The sequence below is a fragment of the Citrobacter sp. Cpo015 genome, assembly GCF_030333035.1.
Taxonomy (GTDB): Bacteria; Pseudomonadota; Gammaproteobacteria; order Enterobacterales; family Enterobacteriaceae; genus Citrobacter; species Citrobacter portucalensis.
The window spans coordinates 101624-116483 of record NZ_JAOWGS010000036.1 but is presented as its reverse complement, the minus strand read 5'-3'; the positions used below and the strand labels follow the sequence as shown (position 1 = coordinate 116483).

Annotated in this window: 17 protein-coding genes and 1 pseudogene; 14 read left to right on the top strand and 4 right to left on the bottom strand. The window is 57.5% G+C overall.

Annotated elements, in window-relative coordinates; translation table 11 throughout:
- Positions 1-47: 47 nt before the first annotated feature.
- The 14 genes from phnC to phnP all read left to right on the top strand — a co-directional run bounded on the left by phnC (position 48) and on the right by phnP (position 11270).
- On the top strand, positions 48-836 hold the full coding sequence (phnC, locus tag OGY67_RS15675) for a phosphonate ABC transporter ATP-binding protein (RefSeq protein WP_003826726.1): 789 nt from the start codon (positions 48-50) through the stop codon (positions 834-836).
- Positions 837-859: 23 nt separating this feature from the next.
- Positions 860-1876, top strand: a complete 1017-nt coding sequence (gene phnD / locus OGY67_RS15670; RefSeq protein WP_008786961.1) for a phosphonate ABC transporter substrate-binding protein — start codon at positions 860-862, stop codon at positions 1874-1876.
- Between the two features lie 133 nt (positions 1877-2009).
- Positions 2010-2789 carry a phosphonate ABC transporter, permease protein PhnE gene (gene phnE, locus OGY67_RS15665; RefSeq protein WP_016155398.1) on the top strand — a complete coding sequence of 260 codons (780 nt, stop codon included), beginning with the start codon at positions 2010-2012 and terminating at the stop codon, positions 2787-2789.
- Positions 2790-2809: 20 nt separating this feature from the next.
- The gene (gene phnF, locus OGY67_RS15660; RefSeq protein WP_071445601.1) at positions 2810-3535 is read left to right on the top strand and encodes a phosphonate metabolism transcriptional regulator PhnF; all 726 of its coding nucleotides are present in this window, start codon (positions 2810-2812) and stop codon (positions 3533-3535) included.
- Positions 3536-3988: a phosphonate C-P lyase system protein PhnG gene (gene phnG / locus OGY67_RS15655; protein WP_008786958.1), complete on the top strand. Its 453-nt coding sequence runs from the start codon at positions 3536-3538 to the stop codon at positions 3986-3988.
- Positions 3985-4581 carry a phosphonate C-P lyase system protein PhnH gene (phnH, locus tag OGY67_RS15650; RefSeq protein WP_008786957.1) on the top strand — a complete coding sequence of 199 codons (597 nt, stop codon included), beginning with the start codon at positions 3985-3987 and terminating at the stop codon, positions 4579-4581. The genes phnG and phnH overlap by 4 nt, the downstream gene beginning before the upstream one ends.
- A complete protein-coding gene (locus OGY67_RS15645) occupies positions 4581-5648 on the top strand; it encodes a carbon-phosphorus lyase complex subunit (protein WP_286574128.1) in 1068 nt (355 codons plus the stop codon). The genes phnH and OGY67_RS15645 overlap by 1 nt, the downstream gene beginning before the upstream one ends.
- Before the next feature lie 46 nt (positions 5649-5694).
- Positions 5695-6486 carry an alpha-D-ribose 1-methylphosphonate 5-phosphate C-P-lyase PhnJ gene (phnJ, locus tag OGY67_RS15640; RefSeq protein WP_049259807.1) on the top strand — a complete coding sequence of 264 codons (792 nt, stop codon included), beginning with the start codon at positions 5695-5697 and terminating at the stop codon, positions 6484-6486.
- The gene (gene phnK, locus OGY67_RS15635) at positions 6483-7241 is read left to right on the top strand and encodes a phosphonate C-P lyase system protein PhnK (protein WP_003844769.1); all 759 of its coding nucleotides are present in this window, start codon (positions 6483-6485) and stop codon (positions 7239-7241) included. The genes phnJ and phnK overlap by 4 nt, the downstream gene beginning before the upstream one ends.
- 464 nt (positions 7242-7705) lie before the next feature.
- On the top strand, positions 7706-8392 hold the full coding sequence (phnL, locus tag OGY67_RS15630; RefSeq protein ID WP_003826708.1) for a phosphonate C-P lyase system protein PhnL: 687 nt from the start codon (positions 7706-7708) through the stop codon (positions 8390-8392).
- Positions 8389-9525, top strand: coding sequence for an alpha-D-ribose 1-methylphosphonate 5-triphosphate diphosphatase (gene phnM, locus OGY67_RS15625; protein ID WP_286574126.1), 1137 nt, complete (start codon positions 8389-8391; stop codon positions 9523-9525). The genes phnL and phnM overlap by 4 nt, the downstream gene beginning before the upstream one ends.
- A 2-nt stretch (positions 9526-9527) precedes the next feature.
- A complete protein-coding gene (gene phnN, locus OGY67_RS15620) occupies positions 9528-10082 on the top strand; it encodes a ribose 1,5-bisphosphokinase (RefSeq protein WP_100271633.1) in 555 nt (184 codons plus the stop codon).
- A complete protein-coding gene (gene phnO / locus OGY67_RS15615) occupies positions 10069-10503 on the top strand; it encodes an aminoalkylphosphonate N-acetyltransferase (protein ID WP_008786952.1) in 435 nt (144 codons plus the stop codon). Before phnN ends, phnO begins: the two co-directional genes overlap by 14 nt.
- 8 nt (positions 10504-10511) lie before the next feature.
- Positions 10512-11270 (top strand): phosphonate metabolism protein PhnP, encoded by a 759-nt coding sequence (gene phnP / locus OGY67_RS15610; RefSeq protein ID WP_128612522.1) that lies wholly within the window; start codon positions 10512-10514, stop codon positions 11268-11270.
- A gap of 52 nt (positions 11271-11322) precedes the next feature.
- Here the strand turns inward: phnP and OGY67_RS15605 are convergent, their stop codons facing one another.
- From OGY67_RS15605 to OGY67_RS15590, 4 genes and pseudogenes are all read right to left on the bottom strand, one after another.
- Positions 11323-11664, bottom strand: coding sequence for a HigA family addiction module antitoxin (locus tag OGY67_RS15605; protein ID WP_008786950.1), 342 nt, complete (start codon positions 11662-11664; stop codon positions 11323-11325).
- 20 nt (positions 11665-11684) lie between these two features.
- Positions 11685-11988 (bottom strand): annotated as a pseudogene (locus tag OGY67_RS15600) (type II toxin-antitoxin system RelE/ParE family toxin).
- 155 nt (positions 11989-12143) lie between these two features.
- The gene (gene yjdP, locus OGY67_RS15595; RefSeq protein WP_270423684.1) at positions 12144-12473 is read right to left on the bottom strand and encodes a DDRRRQL repeat protein YjdP; all 330 of its coding nucleotides are present in this window, start codon (positions 12471-12473) and stop codon (positions 12144-12146) included.
- Positions 12474-12542: 69 nt separating this feature from the next.
- Complete coding sequence (locus OGY67_RS15590; RefSeq protein ID WP_286574123.1) at positions 12543-14807, bottom strand: hybrid sensor histidine kinase/response regulator; 2265 nt, start codon at positions 14805-14807, stop codon at positions 12543-12545.
- Between the last annotated feature and the right edge of the window lie 53 nt (positions 14808-14860).

Below are 14860 nucleotides of genomic sequence, written 5' to 3'. Positions count from 1 at the left end.
CACATTGATCCGCCACGATGGGGCCACTTTTTTAGGGAGGCCGCATCATGCAAACGATTATTCGCGTCGAGAAACTCTCCAAGTCCTTCAATCAACATCAGGCGCTCAATGCGGTTGATCTGAACATCTGTTCCGGTGAGATGGTGGCTCTGCTTGGGCCGTCTGGCTCCGGCAAATCCACCCTTTTACGTCATTTAAGCGGTTTGATCACCGGTGATAAATCCCCCGGCAGCCGCGTCGAGCTGCTGGGCCGCACCGTTCAACATGAAGGCCGCCTGGCGCGCGATATCCGCAAAAGCCGCGCCCACACCGGCTACATCTTCCAGCAGTTCAATCTGGTGAACCGCCTGACAGTGCTGGAGAACGTCCTGATTGGCGCGCTCGGCAGCACGCCGTTCTGGCGTACCTGTTTTAGCTGGTTTAGCCAGGAACAAAAACAGCGTGCATTACAGGCGCTGACCCGCGTGGGCATGGCGCACTTTGCATACCAGCGCGTTTCCACGCTTTCGGGCGGTCAGCAGCAGCGCGTTGCAATCGCCCGCGCGCTGATGCAGCAGGCCAAAGTGATCCTCGCCGACGAGCCGATAGCCTCTCTGGACCCGGAATCCGCCCGCATCGTGATGGACACCCTACGCGATATAAACCAGACCGACGGCATCACCGTGGTCGTCACGCTGCATCAGGTGGATTACGCCCTGCGCTACTGCGAACGCATCGTCGCGCTGCGCCAGGGCAACGTCTTCTTTGATGGCAGCAGCCAGCATTTTGATAACGATCGTTTTGACCATCTCTACCGCAGCATGAACCGCGTCGAACAGAACGCGCAGGCTGCCTGACATCCCCACAATGAGGAATGGAAATGAGCTATAAGACCGTTGCCGCGCTGGCTTTCACCAGCATGTTTAGTCTCAGCACACTGCTCACCCCGGCCCATGCCGAAGAGCAAGAAAAAGCGCTGAACTTTGGCATTATTTCGACCGAATCACAGCAAAATCTGAAACCGCAGTGGGAACCGTTCCTGAAGGACATGGAAAAATCACTGGGCGTGAAAGTGAACGCCTTCTTCGCCCCGGACTACGCCGGGATCATCCAGGGAATGCGCTTTAACAAAGTTGATATCGCCTGGTACGGCAACCTCTCGGCAATGGAAGCGGTGGATCGCGCTAACGGGCAAGTGTTTGCCCAGACCGTCGCCGCCGACGGATCCCCTGGTTACTGGAGCGTGTTGATCGTTAACAAAGACAGCCCGATCAATAACCTGAACGATCTGATCGCCAAACGTAAGGATCTGACCTTCGGCAACGGCGATCCCAACTCAACGTCAGGCTTCCTCGTCCCCGGTTACTACGTCTTCGCCAAAAACAACATCTCCGCCAGCGACTTCAAACGCACCGTTAACGCCGGACACGAAACCAACGCGCTGGCCGTCGCCAACAAGCAGGTCGATGTCGCCACCAACAACACCGAAAACCTCGACAAGCTGAAAACTTCCGCGCCGGAAAAACTGAAAGAACTGAAGGTGATCTGGAAGTCGCCGCTGATCCCGGGCGATCCGATCGTCTGGCGTAAAAACCTCTCCGAAACCACCAAGGACAAGGTGTACGACTTCTTTATGAATTACGGCAAAACGCCGGAACAGAAAACCGTACTGGAACGCCTGGGATGGGCACCGTTCCGCGCCTCCAGCGATCTGCAACTGGTGCCGATTCGCCAGTTGGCACTGTTTAAAGAGATGCAGGGTGTGAAGGACAACAAAGGGCTGAACGAGGAAGAGAAAACCAGCAAAACCTCGGCATTGAAAGCGCAGCTCGATGACCTTGACCGTCTGACCGCCGCACTGGGCGCTATGACCAGCGTCACCAAAGCGGTGCAGTAAACCTGGTGACCAAATTGTAGGCCTGATAAGCGCAGCGCCATCAGGCAATGCAAGGGATTCCATGCCGGATGGCGGTGCCAGCACCTTATCCGGCCTACAACAGACCCGAAACATCGACACCCAGGAGCTAAACATGCAAACCATCACCGTCGCCCCGCCCAAACGTAGCTGGTTCTCGCTGCTGAGCTGGGCCATTCTTCTCGCCGTGCTGGTGGTCTCGTGGAAAGGTGCCGAAATGGCCCCGCTCACGCTGATCCAGGATTCCGGCAATATGGCGACCTTCGCCGCCGACTTCTTCCCGCCGGACTTCAGCCAGTGGCAGGACTATCTCGGTGAAATGGCCGTCACCCTGCAAATTGCCGTCTGGGGGACTGCCCTCGCCGTTGTGCTGTCGATTCCCTTCGGCCTGATGTGCGCCGATAACCTCGTGCCGTGGTGGATTTACCAGCCGATGCGTCGCCTGATGGACGCCTGCCGCGCCATCAATGAAATGGTCTTCGCCATGCTGTTCGTGGTCGCCGTCGGGTTAGGCCCATTCGCCGGGGTGATGGCGCTGTTTATCCACACTACCGGGGTGCTCTCCAAACTGCTTTCTGAAGCGGTAGAAGCTATTGAGCCAGGTCCGGTAGAAGGCATTCGCGCCACCGGTGCCAACAAAATTGAAGAGATTCTGTACGGCGTTCTGCCACAGGTCATGCCGCTGCTTATCTCTTACTCGCTGTATCGCTTTGAATCCAACGTTCGCTCGGCCACGGTGGTCGGAATGGTGGGTGCAGGCGGTATTGGCGTGACCTTATGGGAGGCGATTCGCGGCTTTCAGTTCCAGCAAACCTGCGCCTTGATGGTGTTAATCATCGTCACCGTCAGCCTGTTGGATTTCCTTTCCCAGCGTTTGCGTAAGCACTTTATCTGATTAGCGAGGCATTGATTGCTATGCACTTGTCTACACATCCGACCAGTTATCCAACGCGTTATCAGGAAATTGCCGCGAGACTTGAGCAGGAGCTACGTCAACATTATCGCTGCGGTGACTATCTGCCCGCCGAGCATCAGCTTGCCGCGCGCTACGAGGTAAACCGCCACACCCTGCGCCGCGCCATTGACCAGTTGGTTGAACGCGGTTGGGTTCAGCGTCGTCAGGGCGTCGGCGTGCTGGTGCTGATGCGCCCGTTCGATTACCCGCTTAATGCCCAGGCGCGCTTTAGTCAGAATCTGCTGGACCAGGGCAGCCATCCCACCAGCGAAAAACTGCTGGCGGTGCTGCGTCCGGCCTCCAGCCACATTGCCGATGCGCTCAGCATAAACGAGGGCGATAACGTGATTCACCTGCGCACCCTGCGCCGGGTTAACGGCATCGCACTGTGCCAGATCGACCACTATTTTTCCGACCTCTCGCTGTGGCCGCTGCTGCAAGGCTTCAACAGCGGTTCGCTTCATGACTACCTGCGCGAACAGTCCGGTCTGACGCTGCTACGCACGCAAACGCGCATCAGCGCCCGCCGTGCGCAGGCAAAAGAGAGCAAGGTGCTGGAAATCCCCAATATGGCGCCGCTGCTGTGCGTGCGCACCCTGAACCACCGTGAAGGCGAAGAACTCGCGGCGGAATACTCCGTCAGCCTGACCCGCGCCGACATGATCGAATTCACTATGGAGCACTGAATGCATTTCGATACCGCCACCCGCCAGCGCTGGATGCGCGCGCTGGCTTACAGCAATGCCGATGCCCTGAACGCCCGCATCACCGCGCTCAAACTGACGCCGGACTATGAACTTATCCGCGCTCCGGAAAGCGGACTGATGCAGATCCAGGCCCGTATGGGCGGTACCGGCAACCGCTTCTTTGCCGGTGACACCACGCTAACTCGCGCAGTGGTACGTCTGAAGAGCGGCACGCTGGGTTACAGCTACCTGCTGGGACGCAATAAACAACATGCCGAGCAGTGCGCGGTGATTGACGCACTGCTGCAGGAACAAACGCATTTCCAGAACCTAATGGAAACCTTAATTGCCCCGCTGGAAGCGGAACGCGATGCGCTGATTAACGCACGCCGTGCCGAAGTCAACGCCAGCCGGGTCGACTTCTTCACGCTGGTACGCGGAGATAACGCATGACACGATCTACAGCACTTCTGACCGCTTTTAATTTACCCGTTCAGGATGCTCAGCAGAGCTTTCGTCGCCTGCTGAAAGCCATGAGCGAACCGGGCGTAATCGTCGCCCTGCATCAACTGAAACACGGCTGGCAGCCGCTGGGTCTGGCAACCACCAGCGTGCTGCTGACCCTGGTCGATGGCGACACGCCGGTCTGGCTGGCGCCGTCGATGGATAACGATATTGCCCGCCAGAACCTGCGTTTTCATACCAACGCGCCGCTGGTGGATCAGCCGCAGCTGGCGGCCTTTGCCGTCGCCGACGAGCGCATCAGCAGCGAACAGCTTAACGCCCTCTCCGCCGGTTCAGCCGTCGCGCCAGAGACCAGCGCCACGCTGATTGTGCAGGTCTCTGGCTTAAGCGGCGGACGCATGCTGCGTCTGACCGGCGCGGGCATCGCCGAAGAGCGCATGATCGCGCCACAGCTGCCGGAATGTCTGATTCACGAACTCACCGAACGCCCGCACCCGTTCCCACTGGGGGTCGATCTGATCCTCACCTGCGGCGAACGCCTGCTGGCTATTCCGCGAACCACCCATGTGGAGGTGTGCTGATGTACGTCGCCGTCAAAGGGGGCGAAAAGGCGATAGCCAACGCCCACGCCCTGCAGGAAAACCGACGCCGGGGCGATGAAACCATTGCTGAACTGAGCGTGGCGCAAATCGAACAGCAGATGAACCTGGCCGTTGACCGGGTGATGACCGAAGGCGGCATCGCCGACCGCGAACTGGCGGCACTGGCGCTGAAGCAGGCCAGCGGCGATAACGTCGAAGCCATCTTCTTGCTCCGTGCCTACCGCACTACGCTGGCAAAGGTGGCGGTCAGTGAGCCGCTTAACAGCGCAGAAATGCGCCTTGAGCGCCGAATCTCAGCGGTCTACAAAGATATTCCCGGCGGGCAACTGTTGGGTCCAACCTATGACTACACCCATCGCCTGCTGGATTTTACCCTGCTGGCCAATGGCGAAACGCCGCCCCTGCGCAGCGCAGACGGCGTGCAGGATGCCTCCCCGCACGTTTTTTCCCTGCTGGCCAACCAGGGGCTGGCAAAGCGTGAAGAGGATGATGGCGCGACACCCGACGACATCACCCGCACGCCGCCGGTTTACCCCTGCTCACGCGCTTCACGTCTGCAACAGCTGATGCGCGGTGACGAGGGCTATCTGCTGGCGCTGGCCTACTCCACCCAGCGCGGCTACGGGCGCAACCACCCGTTTGCCGCCGAAATCCGCAGCGGCTATGTGGCACTGGAAACGGTACCGGAAGAGCTGGGATTTGCGGTGAACGTCGGCGAACTGCTGATGACCGAATGCGAAATGGTGAACGGGTTTGTCGCACCAGAAAACCAATCTCCCCATTTTACCCGCGGCTACGGGCTGGTGTTCGGTATGAGCGAACGTAAAGCGATGGCGATGGCGCTGGTGGACCGCGCCCTACAGGCAGCCGAATACGATGAAACGGTCACAGGACCGGCGCAGGACGAAGAGTTCGTGCTGGCGCATGCGGATAACGTCGAGGCGGCGGGTTTTGTTTCGCACCTCAAACTTCCCCATTACGTCGATTTCCAGGCCGAACTGGAACTGCTCAAACGCCTGCAACAGGAGGCCACCCGTGACCACTAACCTCTCCGGCTACAACTTTGCCTATCTTGATGAGCAGACCAAACGCATGATCCGCCGCGCAATTCTGAAAGCGGTGGCAATCCCGGGTTACCAGGTCCCGTTTGGCGGACGTGAAATGCCGATGCCCTACGGCTGGGGAACCGGCGGTATTCAGCTTACCGCCAGCGTGATTGGCGAGCCGGACGTACTGAAGGTGATTGACCAGGGCGCAGACGACACCACTAACGCCGTGTCGATTCGTAATTTCTTCAAGCGTGTGACCGGGGTGAATACCACTGAGCGTACGGAAGATGCGACGCTGATCCAGACCCGCCACCGCATCCCGGAAACGCCGCTGGTGGAAGATCAGATAATCATCTTCCAGGTACCGATCCCTGAGCCGCTGCGCTTTATCGAACCGCGTGAAACGGAAACTCGCACCATGCACGCGCTGGAAGAGTACGGCATCATGCAGGTGAAACTGTATGAAGATATCGCCCGCTTCGGCCATATCGCCACCACTTACGCCTATCCGGTGAAGGTCAATGACCGCTACGTCATGGACCCGTCGCCCATCCCGAAATTCGACAATCCAAAGATGGACATGATGCCAGCCCTGCAACTGTTTGGCGCTGGCCGCGAAAAGCGTATCTATGCCGTTCCACCTTATACCCGCGTGGAGAGCCTCGATTTCGACGATCACCCGTTTACCGTGCAGAGCTGGGATGAGCCTTGCGCCATCTGCGGCTCAACCCACAGCTATCTCGATGAAGTGGTGCTCGATGACACCGGCAAACGCATGTTTGTCTGCTCCGACACCGACTACTGCCGCCAACAGAGCGAGGCCCTCAGCAAATGACGCAACCGCTGCTTTCAGTCAACAACCTGACCCATCTCTACGCGCCGGGCAAAGGCTTCAGCGATGTCTCTTTTGACCTGTGGCCAGGCGAAGTGCTGGGCATCGTCGGCGAGTCCGGTTCCGGCAAAACCACGCTGCTGAAATCGATCTCTTCACGGCTGACGCCGCAGAGCGGTGAGATTTTGTATCAGAACCGTTCGCTGTACGGCATGAATGAGGCCGACCGTCGCCGTCTGCTGCGCACCGAATGGGGCGTGGTGCATCAACATCCGCTGGATGGCCTTCGCCGTCAGGTCTCCGCAGGCGGCAATATCGGCGAACGTCTGATGGCCACCGGCGCACGTCACTACGGCGACATCCGCGCCACCGCGCAGCGCTGGCTGGAGGAGGTAGAGATCCCTGCCTCGCGTATCGACGATCTGCCCACCACCTTTTCTGGCGGCATGCAGCAACGCCTGCAGATTGCCCGCAACCTCGTCACCCATCCCAAACTGGTGTTTATGGACGAACCTACCGGCGGGCTGGACGTTTCCGTACAGGCCAAACTGCTGGACCTGCTGCGCGGCCTGGTGGTGGAACTGGATCTGGCGGTAGTGATTGTCACCCACGATTTGGGCGTCGCGCGCCTGTTGGCCGACCGTTTGCTGGTGATGAAGCAAGGTCAGGTGGTGGAAAGTGGGTTAACCGACCGCGTGCTCGACGATCCGCATCATCCGTATACCCAGCTTCTGGTGTCGTCGGTGTTGCAGAACTGATTTTTTGTTGTGCCGGATGGCGGCTGCGCCTTATCCGGCCTACGGAGCGGCATCGCTTGTGCCGGATGGCGGCTATGCCTTATCCGACCTACGGAGCGGTATCGCTTGTGCCGGATGGCGGCTATGCCTTATCCGGCCTACGGAGTGGCATCGCTTGTGCCGGATGGCGGCTATGCCTTATCCGGCCTACGGAGCGGCATCGCTTGTGCCGGATGGTGGCTATGCCTTATCCGGCCTACGGAGTGGTATCGCTTGTGCCGGATGGTGGCTATGCCTTATCCGGCCTACGGAGCGGCATCGCTTGTGCCGGATGGTGGCTATGCCTTATCCGGCCTACGGAGCGGCATCGCTTGTGCCGGATGGTGGCTATGCCTTATCCGGCCTACGGAGCGGCATTGGTTGTAGGCCTGATAAGCGAAGCGCCATCAGGCAATCGAACGCAAAAATGTCTAAAGAGGCTAAAAATGAACGCGATCCGCGTTGAAAATGTCAGTAAAACTTTTGTCCTGCATCAGCAAAACGGTGTGCGTCTGCCGGTGTTGCAAAACGCCACTCTGGACGTTAAAAGCGGCGAATGCGTGGTGCTGCACGGTCACTCGGGCAGCGGCAAATCCACATTGCTGCGTTCGCTGTACGCCAACTACCTGCCGGATGAAGGACACATCCACATCCGCCACAGCGATGAATGGGTCGATCTGGTGCAGGCCCCGGCGCGCAAAGTACTGGAGGTTCGCCGTTCAACCATCGGCTGGGTGAGCCAGTTCCTGCGCGTGATCCCGAGGATTTCCGCGCTGGACGTGGTGATGCAACCGCTGCTGGATCTGGGGGTCTCCCGTGAGGAGTGTGCAGCCAAAGCAGCTAACCTGCTTACCCGCCTGAACGTGCCGGAGCGGTTGTGGCACCTGGCGCCGTCGACCTTTTCCGGCGGCGAACAGCAGCGCGTCAACATCGCCCGTGGGTTTATCGTCGATTACCCAATTCTGCTGCTCGATGAGCCTACCGCCTCGCTGGACGCCAAAAACAGCGCCGCCGTCGTTGCATTGATTGAAGAAGCGAAAGCCCGCGGCGCAGCCATTGTCGGCATTTTTCACGATCAAACCGTGCGCGACCGCGTAGCGGATCGTCTGCATCTGATGGGAACAACAGCATGATTATCAATAATGTAAAGCTGGTACTGGAAGATGAAGTGGTGCAAGGATCGCTGGAAATCGAGGGCGGGGTCATTCGCACCTTTGCAGAAAGTCCGAGCAGCCTACCTGAGGCGCTGGACGGCGAAGGCGGCTGGCTGCTACCAGGGCTTATCGAGCTGCATACCGATAATCTCGACAAATTTTTCACCCCGCGCCCGAAGGTAGACTGGCCTGCCCACTCGGCGATGAGCAGTCACGACGCGCTAATGGTCGCCAGCGGCATTACCACCGTGCTGGACGCGGTGGCAATTGGCGATGTACGCGACGGCGGCGACCGTCTGGAAAATCTGGAGAAGATGATTAATGCGGTGGAAGAGACGCAAAAGCGCGGGGTCAATCGCGCCGAGCATCGCCTGCACCTGCGCTGTGAGCTGCCGCATCACACTACCCTGCCGCTGTTTGAAAAACTGGTCAGCCGCGAGCCGGTAACGCTGGTGTCGCTGATGGATCACTCGCCAGGCCAGCGTCAGTTCGCCAATCGCGAGAAGTACCGCGAGTATTATCAAGGCAAGTATTCGCTCACCGACGAGCAGATGGCCCGCTATGAAGAAGAACAGTTAGCGCTGGCGGCGCGTTGGTCACAGCCCAATCGCACGGCGATTGCCCAGATGTGTCGTGAGCGCCAGATTGCGCTGGCGAGCCATGATGATGCCACCCATGATCATGTGCTGGAATCACACCAGCTTGGCAGCGTGATCGCCGAATTCCCCACTACCTTCGAAGCGGCTGAAGCCTCGCGCCAGCATGGTATGAACGTGCTGATGGGGGCGCCCAACATCGTGCGCGGCGGTTCTCACTCCGGCAACGTGGCCGCGCATAAGCTGGCTGAGCTGGGGCTTTTGGATATTCTCTCCTCCGACTACTACCCCGCCAGCCTGCTCGATGCGGCGTTTCGCGTAGCGGACGACGACGCCAACCGCTTTACGCTGCCACAGGCCATTCGTCTGGTGACCCGCAATCCCGCGCGGGCATTAAATCTCGACGATCGTGGCGTTGTTGCCGAAGGCAAACGCGCGGATCTGGTGCTGGCACACCGCAAAGGCGGCAGCATCCATATCGACCACGTCTGGCGTCAGGGCAAAAGGGTATTCTGACTATGGGTAAACTGATCTGGCTGATGGGGCCATCCGGCTCCGGTAAGGACAGTCTGCTGGCCGAACTCCGCCAGCAGGAACCGGCGCAACTGCTGGTAGCGCACCGTTACATCACCCGCGCCGCCAACGCCGGGAATGAAAATCATATTGCGCTGAGCGAACAAGAATTTTTTACCCGCGCCGGGCAGAACCTGCTGGCGCTAAGCTGGCACGCCAATGGCTTCTACTACGGCGTTGGCGTGGAGATTGACCTCTGGCTACACGCCGGTTTTGATGTGGTGGTCAACGGCTCACGAGCGCATCTGCCCCAGGCGCAGGCCCGTTACGACACATCTTTACTCCCCATTTGCTTACAGGTTTCTCCGGCAATTTTACGCCAGCGCTTGCAGGCTCGTGGACGGGAGAGCGAAACGGAAATCGCCGCCCGTCTTGAGCGCGCAGCCCGCTACGCCCCGTATGACTGCCACGTCCTGAACAACGATGGAAGTTTGCTACAGTCTGTCGATACACTACTCACACTGATGGGACGCAAGGAGAAGAAACATGTCTGTCTGTGAATTACGCCGCGCTACGCTATACGATACCGATGCGGTTTATGCGCTCATCTGTGAGTTGAAACAGGGTCAATTCGACCTGCAGGCCTTTAGTGCCGGATACGCCGCAAATCTGCAAGATCCCAATATGCACTACCAACTGGCGCAGCTCGACGGACAGGTCGTCGGCTTGATCGGTCTGCACCTGCAGTTTCATCTGCACCACGCTAACTGGATTGGCGAAATACAGGAACTGGTAGTGATGCCGCAGGCGCGAGGATTAACGGTGGGCAGTCAGTTACTGGCCTGGGCCGAAGCCACCGCGCGCGAAGCGGGTGCAGAGATGACCGAGCTTTCCACCAGCACTCAACGCCTTAACGCTCACCGTTTTTATCAGCGCGAAGGCTATACCCAGAGCCATTTTCGCTTCACTAAACCGTTGTAGGGGGAGCCATGAGTCTGACCATTACGCTGACGGGAACGGGCGGCGCGCAGCTGGTGCCGACATTTGGCTGCGACTGTGCGGCCTGCCAACGAGCACGCTTACAGGTGCAATACCGTCGACGCCCTTGTAGCGGGGTGGTCAGGTTCAATAATGCGGTGACGCTGCTGGACGCGGGGATCCCGCATCTGATGAACGACTGGCCGGCGGGCAGCTTCCAGCAGTTTCTGCTGACTCATTATCATATGGATCATGTGCAAGGGCTGTTTCCGTTGCGCTGGGGTGTGGGGGCGACCATCCCGGTGTACGGTCCGCCGGATGAACAGGGTTGCGACGATCTGTTTAAGCATCCCGGCATCCTCGATTTTAGCCATACCGTGGCACCGTTCGTGGTGTTCGACCTGCAAGGATTGCAGGTAACGCCGCTACCGCTCAACCATTCAAAGCTGACGTTTGGTTATCTGCTGGAGACCGCACATAGCCGCGTGGCGTGGCTCTCCGATACCGCCGGACTTCCCGACAAGACGTTGAAGTTTCTCCACAATAACCAGCCTCAGGTGATTATCATCGACTGCAGCCATGCCCCGCGCGCCGAGCCACCGCGCAATCATTGTGATTTAAACACCGTTATCGCATTGAACGACTTCATCCGCTGCCCACGGGTGATCCTGACGCATATCAGCCATCAGTTTGATCTGTGGATGATGGAACATCCGCTACCAGTAGGGTTTGAGGCAGGATATGACGGAATGGAGATTGTGCTGGAGTAAGGAAATTTGCCGGATGCGATGAAAACATCTTATCCGGCCTACAAACAGATGATTAAGCGACTTTTTTTGCGCCGACATCTCGCTGCGCAATAAAATCTTTAACTGAAACAATCCGGTTCAGTTCTTCTTGCGCCCGCATGTCATTTTCAACTTCCCACAGGTCAACCGCCGCCTGTAGGTTACGCCAGAAATCAACGGAGGTATCGAACGCTTTTGCCAAACGAAACGCCATATCCGTTGTTAATTTGCGATTATTGTTGACCAGTGCGCTCACTGTATTGCGGTGAACATGCAGAATTTCAGCCAGATCGTTGATTTTCAGATCAAGCGGTTCCAGGTATTCATATTGCAGGATATCACCCACAGTCGTTGGTTTTCTGGATGCCTGTTTCATATCGTTACCTTACGTTTTCTCTAATAGATGTGTGGATCTAAGTACACATCTTCGGCCTTACCATTAATCCATTTAAATATTAATCGGTACTGCTTGTTTACTCTGATTGAAGAATATTCCTGTAATTTTCCGGTTAACTCTTCATATCTGTTACCGGGTGGCGAGCGCAAATCCCGATGCGAAACAGCCGCATTAATGATATCCAGCTTTCTGGCTAATGCAGTGTGAATATCCGCAGGTATTTTTCTGTGCGATGTTGCCCGTTCAAAAAAAATCTTCAAGCCATGTATCCCGAAAATTTCTGATATTTAATGATTTAGACATTCCATTGCCAGCACCTTTTCCATAAGCATAGAGAGATTGTAGTGCATACATACACTGTGCTCAAGTGCATTCATTAACATAAAATGGTGAGCTGTTGGGCGAGCAGGTAAATCCCTGCCAGAAAGATAAAATACCCATAAATTTAATCGTTACCGCTAACGATCGTAATCTTCTTCCATTCTGCGTTCTTCGTCTTCTAACTGACGCCGTTCTTGATCGAGCTGGCGCTGACGGTCATCCAGTTGGCGACGTCGATCTTCAAACTGGCGGCGGCGATTGTCATATTGCCTGCGCCGGTCGTCACTCATCTGGCGCTGCCAGCTTTCATCACGGGAGTCATCATAATCCCGCCCGTTGTCCGGTTTGTATGCGTCGTTAATCGCCTGCTGAATATTACCAATGGCGTCATCGATAATATCCGCCTGTGCCGATACGGTGGTCAGCATTAGCAAACTAAAAAGAAGGAATGTCACGGAGCGTTGCATAAAACCAGCCTCACCAAGAAACTCGCCCCACGGTAATCAAAGCGTATTTGCGCGGGTAGCGGAGGAATCTCAATTACGCGAATGCCGCAGCGCCTGCGCCAGCTCTCCCCGAGTAAAAGGCTTACGCAATAGCGCCACATCCGGCAACGCCGGGTTATGCGCCGGACGTAAATCCTGACCGCTTATCAGCAGGATGGACAACTGCGGATAATGTGCCTGAGCATGGTTAACCACATCCACGCCGCTTAAACCACCTGGCAGCATTAAGTCGCTGATAAAAATATCAATCTCGGATGAAGCCGCCAGCATATGCATCGCCTGTTCCCCGTTTGCGGCCTCTAACGTCAGGTAGCCCAGCAGGTGTAATTGCTCGCACAACGTCTGGCGTACATCGTCCTCATCCTCGAGCACCAACACCAGTTTTTCACCGCTGTTCGCCGCATGTACCGCCACCGGTTCTGCCTGAGCCTGCACCGGCACAACGGCGCGAGGCAGTTGTAGCCTGACCGTCGTTCCCTGCCCGGGAGCGCTTTCAATCTCCACCCGACCACCGGACTGGCGCACAAAACCGTAAACCATCGACAGCCCCAGTCCGCTGCCGCTACCGGTCTGTTTGGTGGTGAAAAACGGTTCGAAGACCTGGGCTTTCACCTCCTGTGACATCCCGCTACCCTGGTCAGCCACCTCCAGCATCACCATATCCTGCTTGCGCCCATCGCTGCGCGTGACCCGCTGATTCCAGGTACGGATTTTAATCGTGCCCGCCTGCCCGTCCATGGCGTCACGGGCGTTCATCACCAGATTGATAATGGCGTTTTCCAGTTGGCTGACGTCAATCCACGCGGGCCAGGCGGGAGACTGGGCTTCAATCTCCAGCGTCAACGTGGCCGGAAGAGAGTGGCGCATCAGTTCGCCCAGATTTTCCAGCAGCGTTTTCAGCTCCACCGCATGAGGGTGCAACGACTGTTTGCGCGAAAAGGCCAGCAGTCGCTGGGTAAGCAGCGCCCCACGCTCGGCGGCTTTTAGCGCCCGATTGACCCGCGGCGCGTCGGGAGAATCCGGATCCACCAAATCCAGACTGCCAATAATAACCGCCAGCAGATTATTGAAATCATGTGCTAATCCGCCCGTCAATTGCCCCACAGCCTTCAGCTTTTGGCTGTGCAACAGCGCCTCTTCCAGCCCCTGACGTTCGGTGCGATCGATTTCCATCTGGCTGGTTTTTTCTTTTAGCAGTCGGGTGGTGTGCTCCAGCGACGCCGTATTCCGGGCAAAGACGCTAAAGGCGCGGGCCAGCTCGCCTAACTCATCACGACGCTGCAGGGCCGGGACGCTGACGTCTGATTCACCGTGCGCCAGCCGGGTCATCGCCCGTGAAATGGCCGTCAGGTTGGAACCGAGATTACGGTAGATATACCACCCGGCAAAACCGGTGATCACCACCGCCAGCAGCGCAAACACTAAAATAAACAACGCGCCGGATTGCAGTTCCTGATGGCTTTGCGCCACCCGCTGCTCTGAGATCAGCGCCACCTGCGAGGCATACTGATTGATATCGCTGTTGAGGATCGCCACCAGCGCTTTGATATGAAACATATACCAGTTGATGGCCAAATCGCTCTGCTCCAGCGCGGAAGAGAGCGGCTCCAGCTTATGCAGTTCCTGGTTGAAGTCGTTGAGGATACCGCTAATCAGCGGACTAGCATGGCGCAAGGGAAGCGCAGGCATCACCGCATCCAGTTGTTTCACCACCGAACGCGGCGTGGGCGTGTCGATGGCGGCAACAATTAAGCGGTCCATCTGCCCCAGCAGCACATCATCCTGCGCGCCGGTCAACTTTTGCAGATGACGTAAATAGCTTTGATTTTGATACAGCGAACTGAGCAACGCGTTACGCTCCAGGTGTCGCCGCTGCCCGCGCTGCAACATCCCTTCTACGCTGCTTTGTAGTTCATTACTGCGCTGGATAATACGCTCGACCAGCACCGGCTCTTGCTGTGCCAGCGGCGCGGTAGCCAGTTGTTCCAGCGACTGCTTCAGCGCCCTTTGCGTCTCCTGCAGCCGCTCCGCTTCCCCTTTGTATTCCAGCGCCCCGACCACCTGCGACAGCCGCACCGCCGCCGTCGCCACGTTCGCCGTATCCCGCGCCAGGTTCATGCTGCCGGTCATGTCGTCAACGGTTTGCTGCTGCACCTGCTCCTGAATCTGACTGGCATGCTGAAAACCCAGCACCGCCACGCCGCTCACCATCAGCGTGACAGCCACCACCAGCAGATTAAAGAACAGCAATCGTCCGCGCGCACTGGCGAGAAAGTGACGTCCCGGTTGCGGCATATCACGCTCCGTGAAGAAAAATCGCAATATGACAAATATGAACGGCTTCTGAC